This window comes from Streptomyces violaceus, from assembly GCF_036014075.1.
Classification (GTDB): domain Bacteria; phylum Actinomycetota; class Actinomycetes; order Streptomycetales; family Streptomycetaceae; genus Streptomyces; species Streptomyces violaceus.
On the sequence record NZ_CP107911.1, the window covers coordinates 3,853,909 to 3,878,031 of the forward strand.

19 protein-coding genes are annotated in these 24,123 nt (G+C 69.7%); 5 read left to right on the forward strand and 14 right to left on the reverse strand.

All coding sequences use genetic code 11. The features are described from left to right. Nucleotides 1–48: 48 nt before the first annotated feature. On the reverse strand, nt 49–951 hold the full coding sequence (locus OG542_RS17290) for an SAM-dependent methyltransferase (protein WP_328411905.1): 903 nt from the start codon (nt 949–951) through the stop codon (nt 49–51). A gap of 77 nt (nt 952–1,028) precedes the next feature. Between OG542_RS17290 and OG542_RS17295 the strand changes: the two genes are divergently transcribed. Then, nucleotides 1,029–1,394, forward strand: coding sequence for a hypothetical protein (locus OG542_RS17295; RefSeq protein ID WP_328411907.1), 366 nt, complete (start codon nt 1,029–1,031; stop codon nt 1,392–1,394). A gap of 11 nt (nt 1,395–1,405) precedes the next feature. Here the strand turns inward: OG542_RS17295 and OG542_RS17300 are convergent, their stop codons facing one another. Beyond that, complete coding sequence (locus OG542_RS17300) at nt 1,406–2,788, reverse strand: transcriptional regulator (RefSeq protein ID WP_328411909.1); 1,383 nt, start codon at nt 2,786–2,788, stop codon at nt 1,406–1,408. A 227-nt stretch (nt 2,789–3,015) separates the two neighbouring features. On the opposite strand from OG542_RS17300, the gene OG542_RS17305 reads away from it, so the two are divergent. Continuing rightward, entirely contained in the window at nt 3,016–3,645 is a 630-nt protein-coding gene (locus tag OG542_RS17305) for a DUF4232 domain-containing protein (RefSeq protein ID WP_328411911.1), read from the forward strand. Between the two features lie 23 nt (nt 3,646–3,668). Here the strand turns inward: OG542_RS17305 and hemB are convergent, their stop codons facing one another. After that, on the reverse strand, nt 3,669–4,667 hold the full coding sequence (gene hemB / locus OG542_RS17310) for a porphobilinogen synthase (RefSeq protein WP_328411913.1): 999 nt from the start codon (nt 4,665–4,667) through the stop codon (nt 3,669–3,671). A gap of 321 nt (nt 4,668–4,988) precedes the next feature. Between hemB and OG542_RS17315 the strand changes: the two genes are divergently transcribed. Next, nucleotides 4,989–6,377: an FAD-binding oxidoreductase gene (locus OG542_RS17315; protein WP_328411915.1), complete on the forward strand. Its 1,389-nt coding sequence runs from the start codon at nt 4,989–4,991 to the stop codon at nt 6,375–6,377. Between the two features lie 12 nt (nt 6,378–6,389). Here OG542_RS17315 and OG542_RS17320 read toward each other — a convergent pair whose 3' ends face one another. Next, nucleotides 6,390–7,346, reverse strand: a complete 957-nt coding sequence (locus tag OG542_RS17320; protein WP_328411917.1) for a helix-turn-helix domain-containing protein — start codon at nt 7,344–7,346, stop codon at nt 6,390–6,392. Nucleotides 7,347–7,637: 291 nt separating this feature from the next. Further along, nucleotides 7,638–8,090, reverse strand: coding sequence for an ATP-binding protein (locus tag OG542_RS17325; protein WP_328411919.1), 453 nt, complete (start codon nt 8,088–8,090; stop codon nt 7,638–7,640). 145 nt (nt 8,091–8,235) lie between these two features. Between OG542_RS17325 and OG542_RS17330 the strand changes: the two genes are divergently transcribed. Next, a complete protein-coding gene (locus OG542_RS17330; RefSeq protein WP_328411921.1) occupies nt 8,236–9,066 on the forward strand; it encodes a helix-turn-helix domain-containing protein in 831 nt (276 codons plus the stop codon). Beyond that, nucleotides 9,063–9,269: a DUF397 domain-containing protein gene (locus OG542_RS17335; RefSeq protein WP_328411923.1), complete on the forward strand. Its 207-nt coding sequence runs from the start codon at nt 9,063–9,065 to the stop codon at nt 9,267–9,269. The genes OG542_RS17330 and OG542_RS17335 overlap by 4 nt, the downstream gene beginning before the upstream one ends. A 60-nt stretch (nt 9,270–9,329) precedes the next feature. Here OG542_RS17335 and OG542_RS17340 read toward each other — a convergent pair whose 3' ends face one another. The 9 genes from OG542_RS17340 to OG542_RS17380 form a co-directional block, all read right to left on the reverse strand. Then, the gene (locus tag OG542_RS17340; protein ID WP_328411925.1) at nt 9,330–12,566 is read right to left on the reverse strand and encodes a type I restriction endonuclease subunit R; all 3,237 of its coding nucleotides are present in this window, start codon (nt 12,564–12,566) and stop codon (nt 9,330–9,332) included. Further along, nucleotides 12,563–13,753, reverse strand: coding sequence for a restriction endonuclease subunit S (locus OG542_RS17345; RefSeq protein WP_328411927.1), 1,191 nt, complete (start codon nt 13,751–13,753; stop codon nt 12,563–12,565). The genes OG542_RS17340 and OG542_RS17345 overlap by 4 nt, the downstream gene beginning before the upstream one ends. Then, a complete protein-coding gene (locus OG542_RS17350) occupies nt 13,753–15,369 on the reverse strand; it encodes a class I SAM-dependent DNA methyltransferase (protein ID WP_328411929.1) in 1,617 nt (538 codons plus the stop codon). The genes OG542_RS17345 and OG542_RS17350 overlap by 1 nt, the downstream gene beginning before the upstream one ends. 109 nt (nt 15,370–15,478) lie before the next feature. After that, the gene (locus OG542_RS17355) at nt 15,479–17,650 is read right to left on the reverse strand and encodes an N-6 DNA methylase (RefSeq protein WP_328411931.1); all 2,172 of its coding nucleotides are present in this window, start codon (nt 17,648–17,650) and stop codon (nt 15,479–15,481) included. Nucleotides 17,651–17,699: 49 nt separating this feature from the next. After that, the gene (locus tag OG542_RS17360; RefSeq protein WP_328411933.1) at nt 17,700–18,398 is read right to left on the reverse strand and encodes a hypothetical protein; all 699 of its coding nucleotides are present in this window, start codon (nt 18,396–18,398) and stop codon (nt 17,700–17,702) included. 406 nt (nt 18,399–18,804) lie between these two features. Continuing rightward, nucleotides 18,805–20,511 carry a bifunctional uroporphyrinogen-III C-methyltransferase/uroporphyrinogen-III synthase gene (locus tag OG542_RS17365; RefSeq protein ID WP_261683945.1) on the reverse strand — a complete coding sequence of 569 codons (1,707 nt, stop codon included), beginning with the start codon at nt 20,509–20,511 and terminating at the stop codon, nt 18,805–18,807. After that, complete coding sequence (gene hemC, locus OG542_RS17370) at nt 20,508–21,506, reverse strand: hydroxymethylbilane synthase (RefSeq protein ID WP_328411936.1); 999 nt, start codon at nt 21,504–21,506, stop codon at nt 20,508–20,510. Before hemC ends, OG542_RS17365 begins: the two co-directional genes overlap by 4 nt. Continuing rightward, nucleotides 21,503–23,251, reverse strand: coding sequence for a glutamyl-tRNA reductase (locus tag OG542_RS17375; protein WP_328411938.1), 1,749 nt, complete (start codon nt 23,249–23,251; stop codon nt 21,503–21,505). Before OG542_RS17375 ends, hemC begins: the two co-directional genes overlap by 4 nt. Further along, the gene (locus tag OG542_RS17380) at nt 23,248–24,012 is read right to left on the reverse strand and encodes a redox-sensing transcriptional repressor Rex (protein WP_261682737.1); all 765 of its coding nucleotides are present in this window, start codon (nt 24,010–24,012) and stop codon (nt 23,248–23,250) included. The genes OG542_RS17375 and OG542_RS17380 overlap by 4 nt, the downstream gene beginning before the upstream one ends. Nucleotides 24,013–24,123: the final 111 nt, after the last annotated feature.

The window sequence follows — 24,123 nt, forward strand, 5'->3', positions numbered from 1 at the left end:
ACAAGAAGATTTCCGGGATCCGGACACCGGAGCACACCGGCCGGCTGCTCAGCCCTTGGCTCCGATCCCCGCGTACACGTTGATGTCCGCGTCCGTGACGTCGTTGATGTCGCGGTAGCGGACCTTCTCGATGTCGTCGAGGCCGGCGAGGAAGGACGCCTCCGGCTGCTCGGGGACGGGGGCCGCGTGGTCGGGCCGCCAGCGGTGCGCGGGGACGATCCCCGGGTCGGTGATCTCCAGCTGGTTCTCCGCGAAGAACCGCTCGACGTCCGCCCGGGACCGCAGCACGAAGGTGAACCCCCGCTCGGTGTACGTCCGCTGGACCGCGCGGATGTTCTCGGGGTTGAGGTCCTCGGTGAGATGGCTGAGCACCAGCCGGCTGCCGACCGGCAGCGCGTCGAGCAGCCCGCGCACCAGCGGATACGCCTCGCCGTCCTCGACGAAGTGCAGGATCGCGACCAGGCACAGCGCGACCGGCTGGTCGAAGTCCAGCGTCTTGGGGGCCTGTTCGAGGATGCGGGCCGGGTCCCGCAGATCGGCGTCGATGTAGTCCGTACGCCCCTCGGGCCCACTGGTCAGCAGGGCCCGCGCGTGCGCGAGCACGACCGGGTCGTTGTCCACGTACACGACCCGCGACTCGGGCGCGACGCGCTGCGCGATCTGGTGCACGTTCTCGGCGGTCGGCAGCCCCGTACCGATGTCGAGGAACTGCCGGATGCCGTCCTGCTCCACCAGTGTCGTCACCGCGCGGCGCAGGAAGTCGCGGTTGTGCCGGACGTCGAGGTACCCGCGCGGATTGGCGGTGAGCGCGGCGGCGGCCGCGTCCCGGTCGGCGGGGTAGTGGTCCTTGCCCCCGAGGAAGACGTCGTAGACCCGCGCCGGGTGCGCCCTGCCGCTGTCGATCCTCCTCTGCAGCTCGGCGGGATCCTGGCTGAGCGCGTCACCGGACATGGACGTCTCCCTGAAGAGTAGGTGGTTCAATCAGCAACCACTCCGACGGTCAACAACCTAACGCCTCAAGTGATTTGATGGTGCCCGTGCAGACCGGCGAGCGAGCGACGACGCCCCTGTGGCGTCCCACCGGCCCCAAGGAACTCGACCTGGTGCGGGAGCTCGGCTGGCGCGCCTGGCCGCCCCGGCTCCCCGAGCAGCCGATCTTCTACCCGGTCCTCAACGAGGACTACGCCGTCAAGATCGCACGCGACTGGAACGTCAAACACGACGGCGCCGGCTACGTCACCCGGTTCGAGGTCGACTCCGACTTCCTGAGCCGCTACCCGGTCCAGCAGGCGGGCGGGCGGACGATCCTCGAACTGTGGGTCCCGGCCGAGGAACTCGACGAGTTCAACGCCCACATCGTCGGGAAGATCGAGCTGGTCCACGAGTTCCACTGAGCGTCAGTCGGTCATTCAGTGGTCCCGGCCTCGACCCACTTGTCACCGCCCAGCGGGAACTCGTACGCCGGACGCCCGTTGTTCCCGCTCGTACGGAAGGGCCGGCCCTTGTCGTCCACCGTCAGCGTGCCGTGCCGGCTGCCGCTGGACCAGCGCAGCTCCAGGTACCAGCTGACGTCGTAGGCGGAGGCGTCGGCCCGGATGTAGTAGACCTCCGGGTCGGACTGGCTCACCGAGAACGGGAAGTCGTCATGGCCCGCCCCGGGGACGACGGAGGGACGCGCGGCATCGAGGGCGACCGTGAAGAAGCGCGTGGGGACGCCACCGCCGCAGCCGACGCCCGGATAGCCCATGGCGTAGTCGTTCCAGGCGAGCGGCGTCCGCTTGCCGGCCATACGGACCGTCAGCCCGTCGACGACCACCGTCTCCTTGCCGGTGCCCTGCACGGTGAGCTTCAGGAACTGCTGCCCCGACGGAACGGCCCCGTTCGCCGCCACCCAGGCGGGCGCGTCCTGCTCCAGCGGCGGCGGCCCGACCTGCCCCGGCGGACGGTTCACCAGGTAGCGCTGGGAACAGGGGTCCTCCCAGGCGTGCGGGGTGGTGTTCACGGTGAGGGGGACGGGGCCGGAGGCGGGCTCGGAGGTTCGACCGGGGCGGCCACTGCCGGTGCCGGAAGCAGGGGTGCGTGAGCCAGGAGTCGCGGAGGCGGCGTCCCTTCCCTTGTCCTTGGCCTGCTCCTTGTCCTTACCGCTACCGGCGGAGGAACTGCGCGACGGCGACGCCGAGGCGACCGGGCCTCCGTCCGGCGTCCGGCCACCGTCGGACACGGCAGCCGCACCGCGACGCCCGTCCTCGTCCGCCCCGCCGGAGGGAACGGCCACGGCGAGCCCCACCCCACCGAGGACGACGGCCACGGCGATACCGGCGAGGAGGGCGGGACGAGGACGTCGTGACCGGGGCGCCTCCGCAGCGCCCTCTTCCGGCTCCCCCGGAAGGCCCGCTCCCGACGGAGCCTCCGCCGCGGGCACCGCCTCCGAAGCCGGAGCCTCGGCAACCGAAGCCGGACCGTCGGCAACCGGAGCCCCTGCCCCTGCCACCGCCTCTGCCACCGCAGGCTCGGTCGAGCCCCCACCCCCCTTGCGCCCCCGCCCGGCATCCGCCAGCACCCACCGCCGATGCAGCTCGACGAGCTCATCGGGCGACGCCTTGCACAGCCGGGCGAGCCTCTCCACCGGCGCGTAATCGGCGGGCACGGCATCCCCGTTGCAGTACCGGTGCAGCGTCGACGTACTCATGTGGAGCCGCTTGGCGAGCACCCCGTAGCTCAGCCCGGAACGTTCCTTCAACTCCCCCAGCAGCGCGGCGAACTCCGCCGCGGCCGTGCCTTCCGACACCCTTCCTCCAACCCCCATGTCCCGTGCACCCGTTCCAGAGCAGGGACGTTTCCCCAGGTCACAGCATGTACGGGCGTTCCAGCGTCCCTGATGGCCCGCCAGGTGTGGCGGCCGGGACGGATCACCGCACAAGCTCTGGTCATCCAAGCACGCCGCTCCCGGCCGACCGGTCGGCGGCTCGCTCGGGCCTTCTCGCCAACCGCCTTTGTCCGAAAGGGAACCCACCCATGCGCAAGCATCACGCCCTCCCCGTAGCCCTCCTGGCCGCCCTCGCCCTCACGGCGTGCGAGGACGGCACGGGCACACAGGACGAGGGCGCGGCCAAGCCCCGGCTGACGTCATCGACGATGGCGACCACCGCGCCCCAGCAGACGGCCACCGAGGCAAAGGGCACGAAGAAGGGCACGAAGTCCGAAGCGGCACCCGCCGCCCGTGTCTCCTGCAACGGCACCAACACCACCGTCACCGCCCAGCCGGTCCGCCGCCCGCTCAACCACATGCTGATCACGGTCAAGAACACCGGCTCGAAGATGTGCGACCTCACCTACTACCCGGTGCTGCGCTTCGACGAGATGCAGTGGGCCCCGCGGCCGATCGAGGACTCCAAGCCGCAGGCGGTGACAACCCTGGCCCCCGGCGAGTCCGGCTACGCGGGCGTCCTGTTGTCGGCGGCCGACGGCAGCGGCGAAGGCGGCACCACGGGCCACAAACTCACGGTCGGCTTCCAGGGCCGCACGCCGAACAGCAGCGGCGGCCCCTCGGCGCTCCCGTCCCTCCCGGCCAAGGGCGTGTACTACGACAGCTCGCTGTCGGCCACGTACTGGCTGCGGGACATGGACGACGCCCTGTCCTACTGAGTCCTGTTGAGTCCTGCTGAGTCCTACTGATCCTTGAGCTTCTGGGCCGCCTCGGTGGCCCAGTAGGTGAGGATGTTCCGCGCACCGGCCCGCCGAATGCCGGTCAGGGCCTCCATGATGGCCCGGTCCCGGTCGATCCAGCCCCTCTCGGCGGCGGCCTCGATCATCGAGTACTCGCCGGAGATCTGATACGCGGCGACGGGCACGTCCACGGCGTCCGCGACCCGGGCGAGGATGTCCAGGTAGGGCCCGGCCGGCTTGACCATCACCATGTCGGCGCCCTCCTCAAGATCGAGGGCCAGCTCCCGCAGGGACTCACGCACATTGCCGGGGTCCTGCTGATAGGTCTTCCGGTCCCCCTGCAGGGACGAGCCGACGGCCTCCCGGAACGGCCCGTAGAACGCGGAGGCGTACTTGGCGGTGTAGGCGAGGATGGCGACATCCTCCCGCCCGATCTGGTCGAGGGCGTCACGGACGACCCCGATCTGCCCGTCCATCATCCCGCTGGGGCCGACCACATGGGCCCCGGCATCGGCCTGGACCTGGGCCATCTCGGCGTACCGCTCCAGGGTCGCGTCGTTGTCGACCCGCCCCTGGGCGTCCAGCACCCCGCAGTGCCCGTGGTCGGTCGTCTCGTCGAGACACAGGTCGGACATGACCAGCAGGTCGTCCCCCACCTCGGCCCGCACGTCCCGGAGGGCGACCTGGAGAATCCCGTCCGGATCGGTCCCCGGCGTCCCGAGGGCGTCCTTCTTCGACTCCTCCGGCACGCCGAACAGCATGATCCCGGAGACTCCCGCCGCGACCGCCTCAGCGGCGGCCTTCTTCAGACTGTCCCGGGTGTGCTGCACGACCCCGGGCATGGCCCCGATCGGCACCGGCTCACTGACGCCCTCGCGCACAAAGGCCGGAAGAATGAAATCGGCGGGGTGCAGCCGGGTCTCGGCGACCATCCGACGCATGACGGGGTTACTCCGCAAACGCCGCGGCCGCGTACCGGGAAAAGATCCGTACGTCGTCATACCCCCAACGCTACGCCCGCCCAAACCCCCCCGATGCCGACGCGATGTCGCTTAGCTGCGGGCATGCGTGCCTCCCCCAGTGCCTTAAGGGCCTGGGAGGTGCCCCCAAGGGCGGCACGGGTGGGCGCAGCGGCACCCCGCTCCGCCGGGCTGCGAAACCCCCCGCCCCCAGCCCCGACGCCGAGCACCAGCAAAACCGGCCCACAATGCGCCCACCACCCCCCAGGTCCATCCTGAAACCAAAGGACAAGGACCCCGACGGCCGGCCCCACCACACCCCGCCGCCGCCGTCCCTCCGTACGCCCATCCACGGAGGACGCGATGACCGCCCCCCACCACACCCCCGACCTCTTCGCCCTGTCAGAAATACACGGCCCGGTCCTACGCCCCGGCGACCCCGCCTACGCCGACGAGGTCACCGGCTTCAACCTGGCCGCCCTGCACACCCCCGACATCGTCATCGGAGCCACCGGCCCCGACGACATCGTCACCGCCATGCGCTGGGCGAACGCCACCCACACCCCCGTCGCCGTCCAGGCCACCGGCCACGGCGCCAACTTCCCCATCGAGCAGGGCCTGTTGATCAACACCGCCCGCATGACCGACGTACGGATCGACCCCACCACCCGTACGGCCACCATCGCCGCGGGCGCGAAGTGGCGCCACGTCATGGCCGCGGCCGCCCCCCACGGCCTGGCCGGCCTCAGCGGCACCTCCACGGACGCGGGCGTCATCGGCTACACCCTCGGCGGCGGACTCCCGGTCCTGGGCCGCGCCTACGGCTACGCCGCCGACCTGGTCCGTTCCTTCCAGGTCGTCACCCCTGACGGCCTGCTGCGCGAGACGGACCCCCAGCACGAACCGGAACTGTTCTGGGCCCTGCGCGGCGGCAAGGGCAACGTAGGCGTGGTCACCTCACTCGTGACCGACCTGCTCCCCCTCCCCCGCCTCTACGGCGGCGGCATCTACTGCCCGGGCGAGCACACCGAGACCCTGCTGCGGACCTGGGCCGAGTGGACCCGCACCGTGCCGGACGAGATGTGCAGCGCGTTCACGATCCTGCGCCTCCCACCGATCCCCCAGATCCCGGAGCCCCTGCGCGGCGGCTTCTGGGCCCGCGTGGCGATCGCCTGGCCCGGCCTCCCGGCCGAGGGCGAGTCCCTGATCGCACCGCTGCGCGAAGCCGCCCCCGTAGCCGTCGACACGGTCGAGGTCATGGACCACGCGGCCCTGGACCGCATCCACATGGAACCGCAGGACCCGCTCCCCGCGAGGGAGTCCTGCCTGCTGCTGCGCGACCTGCCCCCCGACGCCATCCGCACGTTCCTGGAGCAGGCCGGCCCCACGGCCGGTGCCGACTACCCCCTGCTGATGGTCGAGGTACGCCACATGGGCGGCGCGATGTCCCGCCCGGCCGCCGTGGAGGACGCCGTCTGCTCCCGCGACGCCCTGTACTTCATCGACTCGGTCGGCATCCTGGCCGCCCCGCCCGCCGCCGAGGCCCTCGAACAGGCGACGGCGCGGCTCTACACCGCGATGGCGCCCTACGGGACGGGCCACACCATGGTCAACATCCACGGCACCCCGGGCGACGAACGGGACATCGCCCGCGCCTGGACCCCGGAGGTCTACGCCCGCCTGCGCCACGACAAGGCCACCTACGACCCGACGAACCTGCTGCGCTACGGCCACGCGGTGACTCCCGCGTAGCCGCAGCCGGTTTCAAGCAGCGCGAGGTGCGTCGACTGCTGTCGGCGGCTCCGATCCGGACCGGCAGTCGCGGCATCGACCGGCGTGCGGGGCGCGGAAGGCGCGTTCGCAGCCGTCGCACGTCTGGAAGGGGTGGGGGCGGCAGCGGGCAGTTCCGGTGTGCGTGGACGCGGCCGGAGTGCTCGCGGGCAGAGGCGGTGGCAGCTGGTGCTCAAGGCGGTGGGCGAGCACACCGGCCGGGTGTCGCAGGTCCTCGGGGAGGTTGGCGGTCAGGACGCGGTGGACGACGGCGGTCGTAGCACCGCCGTCGAACCAGGCCGCGACGGCGGGAGCGAGCCGCGCCACCTGCCGCCGGGAGAGGGTGAGGCGGTCGTCGGTGCGGCGTAGACCGGCAAGCAGGGCGACGGCCTTGTCGTGGTGCTGGCCGCGGGGAGTGTGCTCGGAGCCGCGTGGCTCCGGCGGGGTGGGTGACGCGTGAGGGGCGGGCGGTCCCCCGCCGAGCGAGGGCGCGTCCGGCGGGTCGGAGGCCTGGTCGTCTTCTTGGGCCCTTTCCCTGGCCTGCGCACCGACCACGGGACCGTCGGAGGTACGGGCGGCGACATTGGATGCGGGGGCGTGGTGGGCGTAGGTCCGCGTGTACAGGCGGCCCGCTTCCGTGCGCTCCCGCACCCGCTCCAGATAGCCACGCGCCTCCAGCTCCCGCAGGGCGAAGGCGATCCGGTCCCGCCCTTCCGGGAAGCGCTCAGCAAGGCTGCGGATGTCGACCGGGGCGCCCTCCGGCAGCGACAGGATGTGGGTGGCCAGCCCGATGGCGGTCAGCGACAGCTCTCGGTGCTGGGCGAGGTGGTTGCCGACGATCGTGTACCGGTCGGGTTGGTACGCCCGTACGTGGGTGACACCGGAGTGGGTGGTGCTTCGCCGAACGTCCTGATCCGGGCACACGGCAGCGTTAGGCTGCTTCTCAGCCATGGGGAAGGTCCTGCTTCCTCGATGGTCAGGCCCTCGCACTGGGATTGCAGTCCCGGCGAGGGCCGATGCATGTGTGGGGTTGTGATGTTGCCTGGGGCGAGACTGCACGCCCCAGCGGCCAACGCGCCACTCGCACCCACCGGTTTCACCCGCCCGGGTGACGTAGGCGTGGTTTGGCTGGTTGGGAGGTTTTTTCCCCGGGTTCTTTGGTCTTTTACCGCCCGCCGCCCCGGCCCGCACCGCACCGGCCCACGTGCTTCCGGGCTCCGGTACGGGCACATCGGTGGCACATCACCCGGGCGCACCGAGATCGAGTTCGGCCCACACGGTCTTGCACGGCACCGAACCTGTTCGCACACCCCAGCGGTCGGCCAGCGCCTCGACCAGGACCAGACCATGGCCGGCCTCGGTGGGCTCTGCGCCTGCGGCCTGCCGTGCCCGCGTGGGCAGTTGCTCGCCCCGGGCGTCGGTGACCTCGATACGAAGAGTGGCAGGCGCCATGACGATGAGGCCGAGCCGGAAACTCCGCCCGGGGACCCGGCCGTGCAGGGCAGCGTTCGTGGCGAGTTCGGCGACGATCAGCCGGGCCGGGTCGAAGGGCAGTTCCCAGGAGCGCAGTTGCTCGGCGGCGAGCAGGCGGGCGAGACGCGCGCCCCTACGGGTGGCGGAGAGCGGCACGGTGAACTGGTGGAGCGGGGTCCGCAGTGCGGTGATTTCCTGATTCACGTCACTCAGAGTGCTCATGCGTGCGTACGCTGTGAAGAGGGGTGGCCCGTGCGGCCGACGACTGTCCGTGAGGTGTCCGGTTTCTGTCCGGGCTGCCCGGGATGACTGGGCGCGGGCGGGCGAAGTTACTCCGGGATGGGCACGCGACGGGAGGGCTGCGCGCATGCGCGAGTGGGAAGCGGGGCTTGACGACGAGGCCGGGGCCGTGATGCGGACGGTGGCACGGCAGTTGAAGCTGTGGCGGGAGGCGGCCGGCCTCACGCAGGCGGAGTTCGGGGCGGCGATCGGGTACGGGGAGGAGCTGGTCTCGTCCGTGGAGCGAGGGCGGCGGATTCCGCGGCCGGAGTACTTGGACGCGGCGGACGAGGTGTTTAGGGCGGGCGGCAGGATCGCGGCCCTGAAGCAGGACGTGGCGGAGGTCCGGTACCCCAAGAAGGTGCGGGACTTGAAGAAGCTGGAGGCGGAGGCTGTTGAGCTGGGGGCCTACAACAACTCCGTGATCCATGGGCTATTGCAGACCAGCGGGTACGCACGAGCAGTATTCAGCGCTCGCCGACCGCCCTTCACGGCAGACGAGCTCGAACAGCGATTGTCAGCCCGCGTGGCGCGTCAGGAGATCGTCACCGACGCGACGACCCGCCCTCTCTTCAGCTTTGTCCAGTGCGAGTCGACGCTCCGTCGGCCCATTGGAGGCAGGATGGTCATGCGCGAACAGCTCGAACGGCTCGTGGAGGTTGCCAAGTTCCCCAATGTCGACCTTCAGGTACTTCCCCTGAGTCACGAGGAGAACTCAGGCCTCGCTGGGTCGTTCAGGCTGCTCAGGCTCAAGGACGGCACCACGGTCGGACACGTCGAGGTGCAACACATCAGCCGCGTGATCGCCGACCCGAAGGAAGTACAGCTCCTCGACATTCGTTATGGGACCATCCGGGCGCAGGCTCTCAGCCCACGAGAGTCGATGGCCCTCATCGAGAAAGTGCTTGGAGAGACATGACCCTCAAGCCCTACGCCGGAGCCAATGCGAACTCCATGTGGATAAGGAGCAGTTACAGCACAGACGAGGGCCCCGACTGTGTCGAGGTGGCCGCCGCTCCCGCCCAGATCCTCGTCCGCGACTCCAAGAACCCCGATGGTCCCCGCCTCGCCCTCGCCCCCACCACCTGGGCGACCTTCCTGCCGTACGCGTCCAGCCACTGACGAGCACGTCGGCGGTGCTCCCGTACCGACCGCGCCCCGGACGGGAGCACACACATCAGCTCAGGCGAGACTCTCCGCCATCTCCTCCGCCTGCTTCAGGACGCGTTCGATCGCAGCGGGCTGCTTGTCCGGCGGGTAGCCGTACTTCCGCAGCAGGCGGAGCACCCGGGCCATGATCTTGTCTCTGGCCTGCTCCTTCACCTTCCAGTCGACCGTGACGTCCTTCCTTATCTGCTCGTACAACTCGTGAGCGATCTTCGCGAGGAGGGTGTCCTCCATCTCCTCCGCCGCTGACGGGTCGGCGGCGAGGGCATCGTAGAAGGCGAGTTCGTCCTCGGTCAGTCCGAGCTTCTTCGCCCGGCCACGGTCGGCGGACACCTCGCGGGCCAAGTTGACTAGGAACTCCATGAACTCGGCGGCAGTGAGCAGGCCGTTGGTGTAGCGGTTCATGGCGGCCTTCATCTTCTTGGTGAAGGTCTCCTGCCGGGTGAGGTTGTTCGGGTGGGCGTCCTTGATCTCCTTCATCAGGGCCCGCCGGAGTGCCGCGATGGCGAGGTTGGGATGCCTGCTGGCCTTGAGGTCGTTCAGCACCCGGTCATCGAGGTGGGAGAGGTCGGGCTTGGTGAGGCCGGCGGCGTCATAGATGTCCACCACGCCGTCGGTGGCGACGACGGACTCGTTGAGCTGGGCGATGAGCAGGCGTACATCGGCGGCCGTAGCCAGCCCCTGCTCTTCCTTCTCGTCCATGACGTACTTCTCGCGCGAGGTGCGCACGGCCTCGAAGAACCGGATGTCGGGGATCAGGTCCTGCACCCGCTGATCGGTGGGGCAGAGGGAGAAGGCCTGACGCAGCAGGTTGGCGTGGTACATGAACCGCTGCCTTCGCGTCGCCTTGCCGGGCTCCAGCTCCGGCTCGGGTGCGATCAGGAATTCCAGGGCCTCGGTCAGTGCCTCGCGGTAGGCGCTGGGGCCGCCCGTGTCGCGGGTCTCGCGCCAGGGGCAGCCGTCGAGGAGTTCGTCTATGCGCTGGTGGTTCTCCCGGACGAGTTGGACGGCCTGGCGGAGGTCGGCGCCGAGCATGGGGTTCTCCTGGTCCCGCTCGGAGTATTCGGCGAGGGCCTCCTTGATCTCCCGGATAACACCCTGGAAGTCGACGACCAGCCCGGACGGCTTGCCTGGCCAGGTGCGGTTGACGCGGGCGATGGCCTGCATAAGGGCAGCACCGCGCATCCGCTTGTCCAGGTAGAGGGTGTGCAGGGGCGGGGCGTCGAAGCCGGTCAGCCAGAGGGACTGGACGATGACGAGTTCGAGTTCATCCTCTTTCTCGGTGACCCTCTTCTGGATGTTCTTCAGCTGGGTCGGCGTTCGGACGTAGTCGGCGACTTCCGGTCCATCCTTCGCCGCGTTGCCGGTAAACACGACCCTGACCCGCCCCGTGTCGTCGGTGAGGAGCTGGGACCCGGGATCCCGCTGCCCCGCCCACTCCGGCCGGCGTCGGATGATCGCCTCGAAGAGGCGTGCGGCGATGACACGGGACGCACACACGACCATGCCCTTGCCCGGGTATCCGGTGAGCTTGATCATCTCCGAGCGGCGCGCGTCCCAGTGTTCGAGGAGCGTTGCCGCCAGCTCCTCGATCCGCTTTGGGGCCCCGATCAGGTTCTCGTACTCCCCGAACTGCCGGCGGGCCTTGCGCTTCTCCTCCTCCGACAGCCCCTCGATCAACCCCTCGGCGCGGGCGTCGAGGTCGTCGAGGTCGACATCGGCGGGCAGGTCGACGCGGACGAGGTGCGGCTCGTAGAAGACGGGGACGGTCGCGCCGTCGTCGACGGCCTGGGTGAGGTCGTAGGTGTGGATGTTCTCGCCGAAGACACCCCGGGTGCTGCCGACGCCGTTCTCGATGGGGGTGCCGGTGAACGCGATGAACGTGGCGTTGGGCAGCGCGTCGCGGAGGTTGCGGGCGTAGCCGTCGATGAAGTCGTAGTGGCTGCGGTGTGCCTCATCGACGACGACGATCACGTCGCGGCGCGGGGAGATGAGCGGGTGCCGAACGCCCGCTTCCTTCTCCTCCTGGGTGAGGCGGAATTTCTGCAGCGTCGTGAAGATGACGCTCCCGTTGCCTTCCGGCCGCTGGAGGAGCCGCCGCAACTGGTCCGTATCGTCGGCCCGCTCCGGCGGCCCGGTGATCTTCTCCAGGGTGCGGCTGGCGGCGAAGGTGTCGTAGAGCTGGGTGTCGAGGTCGATACGGTCGGTGAGGAGGACGAAGGTCGGGTTGGACAACTCGGGCGTCCGGGCCGCCTTGCCGACGTAGAACAGCATCTCCTCGCTCTTGCCGGCGCCCTGGGTGTGCCAGACGACACCGGCGCGGCCGTCGGTGGCGACGGCGGACTCGGTGGCGCGCACGGCCGCGTTGACGGCGATGTACTGGTGCGCCTTGGCGAGCTTGACGGTATCGACGGCACCGGAGGCCGGGGCGGAGTAGGAAAGGAAGTTGGCGACGAGATCAAGGAAACGGATGGGCTCGAAGGCGCCGTAGAGCATCCGCTCCAACGCCCGCCCGTCCTGCCGCTCCTCCTTACGGAGCATGACGTCGTGCTCGTCGGCGTGCCAGGGGGCCATGTGCTGCCACGGCGTGAAAGGGGTGCCGAGGCGGGCAGTGATCCCGTCGGAGGCGAGGGTGAGGAGGAGCGTGGCGAAGGTGCCGGTCTCCTTCAGCTCACGCCGGTAGCCTTGGAGCTGGTCGTACGCGGTACGGGCGCTGTCGTTGCTGTCGGCCTTCTTCAACTCCAGGACGGCGATGGGAAGGCCGTTGACATACAGCACGATGTCGAAGACGAAGATCCGGTTCTTGGTACTGCGCACCCGCACCTGGGAGGCGGCGAAGAGGTCGTTGCCGTGGGGGTCAGTGAAGTCGATGGGGCGGATGGTGGCGTGCCGTGTCTCGCCGCTTTCGGGGTCGTCGTAGGGGACGCGGACGCCGTCTGTGAGCCGCTCGTAGAAGCGGTGGTTCTCCCGCAGATCATTCCGGGTGTGCCAGCGCAACAGCTCGTTGACGGCGTCCTCGGCTACGTGCTCGGGCAGGCGCGGGTGACGGTTCCGGATCGCCTTGAGCAGCCGGGGCCGGAGGACCAGGTCGTCCCAATCGGCCCGAACCCCGTGCGCGGGCCCAAGCTCCGGTCCCGGAATGTGCTGCCACCCGTACTCACCGAGCAGTTCGAGCGCATGCAACTCCAGCTCCTTCTCGGTGAGCCGGTCTATGGACGGCTCGCTGAGCGGCTGGTCGGGGGCTGCGGTCATACGACCTCCTCTACGGCACGGACGGCATCTTTTACGCGGAGCTTTCCGGAGAGAAGTTGAGGAAGGAGGGTGTCGCGGAGGTCGGCGAGGGTGCGGTTCTCGTTGGCGGTCTGCGTCACGGTCGCGTGCAGCGCTTCGAGCCGCGCCGACAGCCGCTCTCGTTCGCCTTGGGCGGGCAGCGGAATGCGCCAGCCGGGCATCTCTTTGAGCGGCAGTCGGTCGACGGTCGCCCCGTGGACAGTCCTGCGCTTGATCTCCTCCTGGAAGGCCGGGCTGAGATACGCGTGCAGCAGCAATGCGCCACTGACGGACTTGGTCTTGCTGCGCAGCAAGGCCATCCGCCTGCCCAGGCTGCCCCGGACACCAGGCGGCATGAGCGCGGCGTCCCCGAGCCGCGTTTCGTAGGAGAAGAGAACGTCCCCGGCTTCCGGCTGCACGCGCCGGGTCCAGCGCGGGAAATCCTCTTCGGAGAGGTGCGCTGACTCGCCGAGGTCGAGATAGCCGTTCTTGAGGCTGCTGATGCTGAGGAACCAGGGACCGGTTTCGGTCTTCTTCGGGGTGGCGTGAGGGCCGTCGAAGAGCACGGCGAGATCACCGATCAGTTCCGGCTCGCCGCCCGTACTGACGGCTTCGTAGTGGGCGCTGGCGAGACTGAGGCTCGTCTCGCGGATCTGCTCGTTGAGCGCGATCTTGTCATCCAGGACACCGAGGACTTCGGCGATGGCTTGCTGATCGCCTCGGCCGGGAACGACCACCTCAAACTCTTGAAATTGCGCCTTATTGACAATCGGAGTCGTGGAACCACTTGCCATTTGTCGGATGCGAGGAGCATAAAACCGCAGGAGATAGTAAACAAAAAGCGGGTCAACTATAACCGGATCCGGAATCACCGAATTGACCTGCTGATTGGTAATCACTGACTCCCGCACGAACGAAACCTTGCCCGTCGAGAATCCAATACAAACAAACAGCACAGAATTGGCGGGAATAACTTTTCCCGCCATGTTCTTCTGCCCTTGCAGCGACAGCCTCCTCCCAGGAGTTGGCTCACGAAGCGAGTAGCCAATCTCGGAGGGAGTAATAAACGGAATTCCCTGACCCCACGATTCTTCGTCACCAGTACGCGGCGTAGCCCCGGTGACGACCAGGCCGAACGAGCCAATACTGCATCGTCGCCACTCCTCCATCACACCCGCCCCAACTGCTCATCCACAACCTTCGCCAACCGCTCAGACTCTGCGAACTGCTCCCGCAACAACGCGGTCAGCCGAGCGATCTTCTCCTCCAAAGGCTCCGCGTCCGGATCAAACTCCGCCTCCGCCTCCCCCACATACCGCCCCGGCGTCAACACAAAGTCATGCTCGGCGATGACATCCAGCGGGGCGCTCACACAGAACCCCGGCACGTCCTCGTAAGGCCGGCCGCCGCTCTCCACCCCCCGCCAAGCCCGCACCGTGTCACCGATGCGCCCGACGATCTCCTCCGCCGTCAGCACCCGCAGCGTCCGGTTCTCCATCACCCCGAACTCACGCGCGTCGATGAACAGCACCTCACCCTTGCGCCCCGGCGCCCACCCCGAGTGCCGTCCCTTGCCCTCCGTCAGGAACCACAGGCACGCCGGAATCTGCGTGGACCGGAACAACTGCCCCGGCAGGGCGATCATGCAGGCCACCAGGTCGTCCTCGACGATCGCGCGTCGGATGTCACCCTCACCCGACTGCTTGCTGCTCATCGAGCCGTTCGCGAGGACGACACCCGCCCGGCCACCCGGCGCCAACTTGCTGATCATGTGCTGGAGCCAGGCGTAATTCGCGTTGCCGACTGGCGGGGTGCCGTACACCCACCGCTTGTCCATGCCGAGCAACTCCCCGCCCCAGTCGGAGATGTTGAACGGCGGGTTGGCCATCACCACGTCCGCCTTCAGCTCGGGGTGCTGGTCGTTGCGGAAGGTGTCGGCGGGCTCGTCGCCGAGCTTGGCCTCCACGCCGTGGATCGCGAGGTTCATGTGGGCCAGCTGCCAGGTGGTCTGGTTGAGCTCCTGGCCGTACACGCCGACATTCAGCGGATTGCCGCCATGCGTCTCGATGAACTTCTCCGCCTGGACGAACATGCCCCCCGACCCGCACGCGGGGTCGTACACCCGCTCACCCTGCTTCGGTTCCAGGACCTCGACCAGGAGCTTCACCACGCTCTCCGGCGTGAAGTACTCCCCGCCCTTCCTGCCCTCCTTCAGGGCGAACTCCGCGAGGAAGTACTCGTAGACCTCCCCCATGATGTCCCGGGCACCCCGCCGCTTGCCGTCCTCGCCCAGCTGCTCCTGGAAGACCAACCGGTCGAGAAGCTTGACCAGGCCCGCCAGCCGCTCGCTGTCGACGCGCCCGCTGTTGTAGATCTTCGGGAGGGTGCGGTTCAGCGACGGGTTGAACTTCTCGATGGCGCGCATCGCGGCGTCGATGGCCTCGCCGACGCTCTGGCCCTCGACCGCGCCCTTCGCCCGCTCCAGGACGCTCTCCCAGCGCGCGGTGGGCGGTACGTAGAAGATCCCGGAACCGGTGTACTCGCGCCGCTCCTCCAGGGTGGCGAGGATGTCGGCCTCGCTCCAGCCGCCCTCCTCCCGCAGTTCGGCCTCCAACTGCGCGCGCTTCTCGGCCATGGCGGCGGAGACGTACTTGAGGAAGACCAGGCCCAGCACGAAGTGCTTGTACTCGGCGGCGTCCAGGCTGCCGCGCAGCTTGTCCGCCGACGCCCACAGGACCTTCTTCATGGCCGGGGGCTCGGTTGTCTTCTTCTTGCGTGGCGGCACGGGTGCCTCGTTTCTTTCCTGTTAGTGATGTTTCGCGTCGTCAGCGTGGCGGCGGACGGCAACCGTACGCGGACACGCGGCCCGCCACCGCCGCCGCCACCACCGATGCTCAGGTACTGCCGGCCCTGCGCCTCAGCGCGAGATCCCCGTCGGCCACCCCGGCCGCCAGCCGGAGAGCCAGGTTGTCCAGCGCCTCCAGTTGCCGTCGTACCTGCGCCCGCTGCCGTTCCGTCTCGCTCAGGATGGCCTCCAGCTCGGCGACCTCCTCGGGGGGCAGCTCCGGCAGGTCCATGTCGCGCACGCTCACCCTGCGCACCAGCGAGCCGCTGCTGCGTTGCTGGTTACGCGGGGCGGCGAGAAGCTGGGCCAGCGGCTGGGGGCGCATCCACAGGGTCTCGGGTAGGACCTCTCCGGCCAGGTACGGACGGTAGGCGGCAATCCGCAGTCCTTGAACCGGCGCCAGCAGGACGCATCCTCCGGCGTCGTCGACGTACGTACGGATGCCGTGCTCGGTGAGCATGAAGACGTCACCTCGCTCGGTGACGACCGCCTGCGGATACTGGGCCAGATCTTCCAGGGCGATCCTCCGCCCTCCGACCGGCAGCGCGCCGAGCATCTCCTCCCGGCCGACGACCGGCAGGCCAGCGTCCCCGAGGTCCGCTTCTCGGATGCGATGGCCGGCCAGCAGCCTGAGCTGGCCCGCTTTCAGGTGCTCACCGACCCTGCGATGCGCCACCCTGACCTCGGGCTGCCGTCTGGCGACTCCGAGATCGCCGATCCACTCCTTGAGCCGGGGCAGGGCGACGGCGGCCTCACGGCGGGCGTCGAGGGTCGCCGCGAAGTGGTCCAGGCCCTGTTCCTTCGCCGCGAGCCGGTGGGCGGGCAAGACCGAGCGGCCGTCCAGGAGGGCCTCCGCTCTCGGCCCCGCGGGCCACACGGGGCGGAAGGCGGCTTCCTCGTTAACCGGTGAGCGTCCGGTGTACAGCACCTCGGCGACGTACCGCATCCACGCTCCACCGACCCGGTGAGCGATACGGTCGGCGTCAACCAGCAGCACCTTGCCCTGCTCCTCCATTGCCGCCTCACCGCGCAGCACGAGCAGCGAGTGCTCCGCGCCCGTACGGAACGGGTGGATCCGGCGGGGCAGCTGGACGACGGCGGCCACCGCGTCCCGGTTCAGCAGTTCCTCGCGCATCCGCACACTCGGTGTCGGAGTCGAACCGCGTGGCCTGGTCAGAGTCCAGGAGGGCACGACGACATAGCCTCGCCCGTCCGGCTTCAGCCGACGCACGGCTTCAAGGGCCCAGCCGAGCGGCCCTTCCTCGTCGGCGTCCCGCTCTCCGGACGCGTAGGGCGGATCGGCGAGTACGAGGTCGGCGGACGGCATTCCCCAGGGCCGGTCCGGATCGAGGTCGAACTCCCGCTGTTCCCATGGCCGCAGGGTGTCCAGGTCTTCCGGGCGGACACAGATGTCCACCGTCGAGCAGTGATGCGCGAAGAGCCGGTACAGCAGCAGTTTGCGGCGCAACGGGTCGGGCTCCACCGCGACGATGTCACCGCGCCCGCCGATGTCGTCCCGGGCGAACAGCAGCTCACCGGTTCCCGCGCACAGGTTGATCACCGAGGGCTGTCCGGGGCCGGCGGCCAGCACCCCGGACGGTCCGACAAGGGCGCTGATGAGTTCCGCGACCGCGGGTGCGGTCGTGTCCGTCGTCAGATCGGACTCCAGCCGCTCAGCAAGGCTCAGTACGGTGTCGGCGGCGGACCCTGGCGAACCGAGTTCCTCGATCAGCTCACGGATCGCGTCGGCCACCCGGGGATCGGCCTTATCGGCGTCCTCTGCCAGTTGCTCGGGGAGGGCCTCCCGGTACCAGTCGCCGCCCTCACCCTCCATCGCGCACACAGCGAGAGCGTCGATGATGAGCTGGTTCGCGGAACCGAGCTCATGGCGGAGTGCGACCATCCCGCGCAGTCGCAGTCCGCGCCGGAACCGGTCGCCGTAGGTCGGAGCGGTGCCGTCCTCGTCGGGCTCCGCGTCGGGAATCGGACGCAGGTCGAGCCAGGACGCCATCTCTTCGGCATCGAAGAGGGGCCTGCTCTCACTGCCCGCCACGGCATCGGGGAAGGGGGGGCGCCGGTCTCCGGCCGACTCCAGAACGTCCCTGGCGAACCGGCGGCGCCAGTTGCTGACGGTGGGGCGGCCGACCTCGGCCAGTTCCTTGATCTCCCCCAGGGAAACCAGCGCCGACCGCTCGGTCCCGTCCGTAACCCGCGTCGTCATCTCCGTTCCCCTCTCTCGTACTCTCCACTGCCGCTGCGGACACGCCGCCTCACAGACGCATCGGTTCCGTGCCGGCGAGCACCGCCCGCCTGCGGGCCAGCACCTGCGGCACCTGCCCGTACTTCTCGTGCCGGTCGGACATTTCCGGCGACACATGGCGCATCAGCCTCAGCGCGGTCTCCAGGTCCCGCTCCAGGTGCCGCTGGAAGATGCACTCGTGGTGGGCGATCCGGTTACGCAGGGTCAGCATGAACTGGAACTGCCGGTACAGCGCCGCCCTGCCGCCGCGGTGCTCCTTGAACACGTGGCGCAGCGACGAGTTCCAGTACTTCATCTCGTAGTTGTCGCCGCCCCCGGAACCGAGCAAGCTGACCCAGAACCCGAAGGAGAGCTGGGCGACGATGTCGCAGGGACCGAAGGGACGGAACGGACGCCGGTTCTCCAGGGATTCCCGTGCCTGGTCCAGCATGTCCTGCCCCTTGTAGTTGGGCCGCGCCTTGGGCACGTCCCACCACGCCTGCCGGCCATGACGGCCGACGAGCTGGCGGTGCAGCCGGTTGCGCAGGCTCACCTCAAGGTCACGCAGAGGGCTCTGCATGGCCCGGGCCACCTCCGAGTCCCAGGCGTACAGCCGCAGTGCGCGCGTGCGGTCGCCTCCGCACTTGTGCAGGAAGGGCTGGAACCGCTCCGGAGAGATGGCCTCGATTAACCGGCCGCCTTCATCGACCCCACGATCACTCAGCGTCATCACGTGTCCCTTCGCCCGTGACCCGCCCGTGGTAGGGTCTGTTGAGTAAGCCTTGGATTCCTGTCACTGCACTCGCATACAGCCCTTGGCAGTGCTTGGTTGTGACCCCCGAGTCCGCCCGCTCAGTTCAGGCGGACTCGGGGGCACAACTGCCTCTGGGGCAGGGCTGATTGAGCCGACGTGTCGCGTCGACCGCAGCGCCCACTAACCACAGTAGTAGCTCCGACAGCGCAAGGTCAACGTTTTGAGTGCGCCCTGCTTGAGAAGCCTACTTCTCAAACAGGGCGCACTCTTGGGAGCAGAATGAAAATCTTCCCTCCTAGGCGCGCATGGCTATGCCCCGCCGTCCCTGTCCGGGACAACGGGGCATGCTCGTCAACCGAGGCGCACCACAGGTGCGGGCCGGCTAGGTCGTGGACCGCCGACGCCGCGCCCCCGGCCGCCGCTCGCTCGGCCGGGTGACCGCATCCCCGGCCTCGACAGCGGCAGCTCTCCGCTTCGCGCCGAAGTCGGCCAGCGCCTCGGCCAGCTTGTGCACGGACGGCTCGGGCGCCATGACGTCCACCCGGAGCCCGTGCTCTTCGGCGGTCTTCGCCGTGGCCGGGCCGATACACGCGATCACGGTCACGTTGTGCGGCTTGCCGGCGATACCGACCAGGTTCCGCACGGTCGACGACGACGTGAACAGCACGGCGTCGAACCCGCCGCCCTTGATCGCCTCCCGCGTCTCCGCCGGCGGCGGCGAGGCCCGCACGGTCCGGTAGGCCGTGACGTCGTCGACCTCCCAGCCCAGCTCGATCAGCCCGGCGACCAGCGTCTCCGTGGCGATGTCGGCGCGCGGCAGGAACACCCGGTCGATCGGGTCGAAGACCGGGTCGTACGGCGGCCAGTCCTCGAGCAGACCGGCGGCCGACTGCTCGCCGCTCGGCACCAGGTCCGGCTTCACGCCGAAGGCGATCAGCGCGTTGGCCGTCTGCTCACCGACCGCCGCGACCTTGATCCCCGCGAAGGCCCGGGCATCGAGCCCGTACTCCTCGAACTTCTCCCGCACGGCCTTGACCGCGTTCACCGAGGTGAAGGCGATCCACTCGTAGCGGCCCGTCACGAGCCCCTTGACCGCCCGCTCCATCTGCTGGGGCGTGCGCGGCGGCTCGACGGCGATGGTCGGCACCTCGTGCGGCACGGCACCGTACGACCGCAGCTGGTCGGAGAGCGACGCCGCCTGCTCCTTCGTGCGTGGCACGAGTACCTTCCAGCCGAACATCGGCTTGGACTCGAACCACGCGAGCTGGTCGCGCTGGGCGGCGGCGGAACGCTCACCGACCACGGCTATCACCGGCCGGCCGCCCTCCGGCGAGGGCAGCACCTTGGCCTGCTTCAGCGTCTGCGCGATCGTGCCGAGCGTGGCGGTCCAGGTGCGCTGCCGAGTGGTCGTACCGGCGACGGTGACCGTCATCGGGGTGTCCGGCTTGCGGCCCGCGGAGACCAGCTCGCCGGCCGCCGCGGCGACGGAGTCCAGCGTGGTGGACACGACCACCGTGCCGTCCGACGCCCCGACCTCCGTCCAGCAACGGTCCGACGCCGTCCGCGCGTCCACGAACCGCACGTCCGCGCCCTGCGCGTCCCGCAGCGGCACACCGGCGTACGCGGGCACACCGACGGCGCTCGCGATACCGGGGACCACCTCGAAGGGCACCCCGGCGGCGGCGCACGCCAGCATCTCCTCGGCGGCGTACGTGTCGAGGCCCGGGTCACCGGACACCGCACGCACGACCCGCCTGCCGCCCCGCGCGGCCTCCATGACAAGATGTGCGGCATCCCGCACCGCGGGGACAGCGGCGGTGGTTGACGTGCCGTCAACTACCGTCAGCTGGGGCGTTCCTGTGCCCGGCGCCGGATCCTGGGAAGGATCCGAATCCGTGTGCACTTCGGAGACGCCCTGCCTGGCGTGCTGACGTACGACGTCGAGCACCTCGTGCTCGGCGACGAGAACGTCCGCGCTCGCCAGCGCCTCTACGGCGCGCAGAGTTAGCAGTCCCGGATCTCCGGGTCCGGCACCCAGGAAGGTGACGTGCCCGTGTTCAGGACCGGCGGAAAGGGTGGTGGGGCTCAATGTGCTCGCTCCCCCATCAGACCGGCCGCGCCCTGGGCGAGCATCTCGGCCGCGAGTTCGCGACCGAGCGCCATTGCCCCGTCGTGCGTCTCGGGCACGGGACCGGTGGTGGACAGCTGCACCATGCGCGTGCCGTCGGTCGTACCGACGACGCCACGCAGGCGCATTTCCTTGACAATCTGCCCGTCGGCCAGCAAGTCGGCCAGCGCACCCACGGGAGCGCTGCAGCCGGCCTCCAGGGCGGCGAGCAGTGACCGCTCGGCCGTCACGGCGATCCGCGTGAGCGGGTCGTCGAGCTCGGCGAGCGCGGCGACGAGGTCCGCGTTGTCCGCGGCACACTCGATCGCGAGTGCCCCCTGGCCGGGGGCGGGCAAAACCGTGTCGACCGACAGGAAGTCGGTCACTTCGTCACCGCGGCCGATCCGGTTCAGTCCGGCGGCGGCCAGCACGACGGCGTCGAGCTCACCGCCCCGCACGTATCCGATCCGGGTGTCGACGTTGCCGCGGATCGGGACCGTCGCTATGTCCAGCCCGTGGCTGCGCGCGTACGAGTTGAGCTGGGCCATGCGGCGCGGCGAACCCGTGCCGATGCGGGCCCCGCTCGGCAGGTCGGTGAACTTCAGGGCGTCCCGGGCGACGATCACGTCCCGCGGGTCCTCCCGCACGGGTACGGCCGCCACGACCAGGTCGTCGGGCTGCGCGGTCGGCAGGTCCTTCAGCGAGTGCACCGCGAAGTCGACCTCGCCCTTGAGCAGCGCGTCGCGCAGGGCGGTCACGAACACGCCGGTGCCGCCGATCTGGGCGAGCTGCTCGCGCGAGGTGTCGCCGTACGTGGTGATCTCGACGAGCTCGACGGGCCGCCCGGTCACCAGGGTCACGGCTTCGGCCACCTGCCCGGACTGGGCCATGGCGAGCCTGCTCCGGCGGGTACCGAGCCGTAGTGCCCCTGCTTCAGCCGGTGCGGCGCGTCCGCGCGGCTCACGCGTGTCGTTCATGCCGGCCCTCGGTTCTTCTCGGTAGTGCTGTCCTCGGCGCGGGAGACGGCGGCCACCGTCTCGGGGTCGAGGTCGAACAGGGTCCGCAGCGCGTCCGCGTACCCGGCGCCGCCGGGCTCGGCCGCGAGCTGCTTGACCCGTACGGTCGGTGCGTGCAGCAGCTTGTCGACCACGCGCCGCACGGTCTGGGTGATCTCCGCGCGGTGCTTGTCGTCGAGGCCGGGCAGCCGTCCGTCCAGCCGGGCGATCTCGCCTGCGACGACATCGGCGGCCATGGTGCGCAGGGCGACCACGGTCGGCGTGATGTGCGCGGCCCGCAGTGCTGCCCCGAAGGCCGTGACCTCGTCGGAGACGATACGCCGGACCTGGTCCACATCGGCAGCCATCGGAGCGCCCGCGGAGGCTTCCGCCAGCGACTCGATGTCCACCAGCCGCACCCCGGCCAGCCGGTGCACGGCCGCGTCTATGTCGCGCGGCATCGCCAGGTCCAGCAGGAAGAGCACGGGCTGCGGCCGCGGCGCCTCCTCGACCGGCTCGGGCCGACGCCGCTCGGGGATCCGCCCGACGGTGGCCACGGTCGCGGCGAGCGCGGCGATGGCGTCGGCGTCCGGGGCGGGGTCGAGCGGGTCGATCGTCCCCGGCCTGGCGCCCGCCGTCCGCTGGGCGCCGCCCGCCGTGCCGTTGTCCACCCACGCCGCGTGCTGTTCGAGATCGGCGGCGGCCATCCCGGCCACGGCCGCCTCGCCCAGCACGGAGAATCCGGCGGTGTTCTGCACCGATGCCAGGTCCAGCGGACAGCCGTCCTCGTTGCCGAGGCTGGTGGCCGGCAGGTTGCCCCGCTGGCCGTCGGTCCCCGGCGTGCGGTCCGGCTCATCGCCGTCGGCCTCGGCCCACAGCACGGCCGTACGGCCCTCCGCGGCGGCGGCGACGGCTTCCGCCGTCAGAACCAGGCCGGTCGCGCCGGTACAGGAGACGGCGACGTCGGCACGTGTCAGCTCGGCCGGCACCGATTCCATCGGGACCGCGCGGGCCGCCACGTCCGTGTCGTCGCCCTCCATAAGGATCTGGGCGAGGCGCTCGGCCCGGTCGAAGGTCCGGTTGGCGACAACGACCTCGGCGACACCGGCACGCGCGAGCGTGGCCGCCGCCAGGGAGGACATCGAGCCGGCCCCGATGACCAGGGCCTTCTTGCCCCGGGCCCATTCCTGTATGTCACCGCCCTGCGCCAGCTGCTCCAGGCCGAAGGTGACCAGGGACTGGCCCGCGCGGTCGATGCCGGTCTCGGAGTGGGCGCGCTTGCCGACCCGCAGGGCCTGCTGGAACAGGTCGTTCAGCAGGCGGCCCGCGGAGTGCAGGTCCTGCGCCCGGGCCAGGGAGTCCTTGATCTGGCCGAGGATCTGCCCCTCGCCGACGACCATCGAGTCCAGCCCGCAGGCCACCGAGAACAGGTGGTGGACAGCCCGGTCCTCGTAGTGCACGTAGAGATAAGGGGTGAGCTCCTCGAGGCCGACCCCGCTGTGCTGGGCGAGCAGCGTGGACAGCTCGGCGACACCGGCGTGGAACTTGTCCACGTCGGCGTAGAGCTCGATGCGGTTGCAGGTGGCGAGCAGCGCGGCCTCGGTGGCCGGCTCGGCGGCGACCGTGTCCTGGAGCAGCTTGACCTGCGCGTCCGCGTTCAGCGAGGCCCGCTCCAGGACGCTGACCGGGGCGCTGCGGTGGCTGAGTCCGACGACGAGGAGGCTCATGCCGGCATCACGGCGGGCATGTCCCCGTCAGGCCCCTGGTCGGCGGACTCGTTACGGACGGCGGCGGCCGGGACGCCCCCGTCGGAGGCGGCGGCCACCTCACCGGCCTTGCGCTGCTCGTGGAAGGCGAGGATCTGCAGCTCGATGGAGAGGTCGACCTTGCGCACGTCGACCCCGTCCGGGACGGACAGCACGGTCGGCGCGAAGTTCAGGATGGAGGTGACACCGGCGGCCACGAGCCGCTCGCAGACCGCCTGGGCGGCACCGGCGGGGGTGGCGATGACACCGATCGACACGCCGTTGTCCTGGATGATCTTCTCCAGGTCGTCGGAGTGCTGCACGGGGATACCGGCGACGGGCTTGCCCGCCATGGCCGGGTCGGCGTCGATGAGCGCGGCGACCCGGAAGCCGCGGGAGGCGAACCCGCCGTAGTTGGCGAGCGCGGCGCCGAGGTTACCGATACCGACGATCACTACCGGCCAGTCCTGGGTGAGGCCCAGCTCGCGGGAGATCTGGTAGACGAGATACTCGACGTCGTAGCCGACACCCCTCGTGCCGTACGACCCCAGGTACGAGAAGTCCTTGCGCAGCTTCGCGGAGTTGACCCCCGCGGCGGCCGCGAGCTCCTCGGAGGAGACCGTGGGTACCGAGCGCTCCGACAGCGCGGTCAGAGCGCGGAGATACAGCGGAAGCCGGGCGACGGTGGCCTCGGGAATCCCTCGGCTGCGGGTCGCCGGTCGGTGAGTTCGGCCAGTTGCCACGGTGCTCCTGCGGGTAGAGCGGGGCTGTAGGCGGTCATACGTCCCTACATGACCGCCCCGTCGAAAGCAGGCTATGTCTTTGTGAACGCGTGCACAAAGATGGTGTCCGAT

Excerpts from the sequence above, each read along its gene's own strand:
- OG542_RS17290 (WP_328411905.1), bottom strand. The coding sequence starts at position 951 with ATGTCCGGTGACGCGCTCAGCCAGGATCCCGCCGAGCTGCAGAGGAGG.
- OG542_RS17295 (WP_328411907.1), top strand. The coding sequence starts at position 1,029 with ATGGTGCCCGTGCAGACCGGCGAGCGAGCGACGACGCCCCTGTGGCGT.
- OG542_RS17305 (WP_328411911.1), top strand. The coding sequence starts at position 3,016 with ATGCGCAAGCATCACGCCCTCCCCGTAGCCCTCCTGGCCGCCCTCGCC.
- hemB (WP_328411913.1), bottom strand. The coding sequence starts at position 4,667 with ATGACGACGTACGGATCTTTTCCCGGTACGCGGCCGCGGCGTTTGCGG.
- OG542_RS17315 (WP_328411915.1), top strand. The coding sequence starts at position 4,989 with ATGACCGCCCCCCACCACACCCCCGACCTCTTCGCCCTGTCAGAAATA.
- OG542_RS17320 (WP_328411917.1), bottom strand. The coding sequence starts at position 7,346 with ATGGCTGAGAAGCAGCCTAACGCTGCCGTGTGCCCGGATCAGGACGTT.
- OG542_RS17325 (WP_328411919.1), bottom strand. The coding sequence starts at position 8,090 with ATGAGCACTCTGAGTGACGTGAATCAGGAAATCACCGCACTGCGGACC.
- OG542_RS17330 (WP_328411921.1), top strand. The coding sequence starts at position 8,236 with ATGCGCGAGTGGGAAGCGGGGCTTGACGACGAGGCCGGGGCCGTGATG.
- OG542_RS17335 (WP_328411923.1), top strand. The coding sequence starts at position 9,063 with ATGACCCTCAAGCCCTACGCCGGAGCCAATGCGAACTCCATGTGGATA.
- OG542_RS17340 (WP_328411925.1), bottom strand. The coding sequence starts at position 12,566 with ATGACCGCAGCCCCCGACCAGCCGCTCAGCGAGCCGTCCATAGACCGG.
- OG542_RS17345 (WP_328411927.1), bottom strand. The coding sequence starts at position 13,753 with ATGGAGGAGTGGCGACGATGCAGTATTGGCTCGTTCGGCCTGGTCGTC.
- OG542_RS17355 (WP_328411931.1), bottom strand. The coding sequence starts at position 17,650 with ATGACGACGCGGGTTACGGACGGGACCGAGCGGTCGGCGCTGGTTTCC.
- OG542_RS17360 (WP_328411933.1), bottom strand. The coding sequence starts at position 18,398 with ATGACGCTGAGTGATCGTGGGGTCGATGAAGGCGGCCGGTTAATCGAG.
- hemC (WP_328411936.1), bottom strand. The coding sequence starts at position 21,506 with ATGAACGACACGCGTGAGCCGCGCGGACGCGCCGCACCGGCTGAAGCA.
- OG542_RS17375 (WP_328411938.1), bottom strand. The coding sequence starts at position 23,251 with ATGAGCCTCCTCGTCGTCGGACTCAGCCACCGCAGCGCCCCGGTCAGC.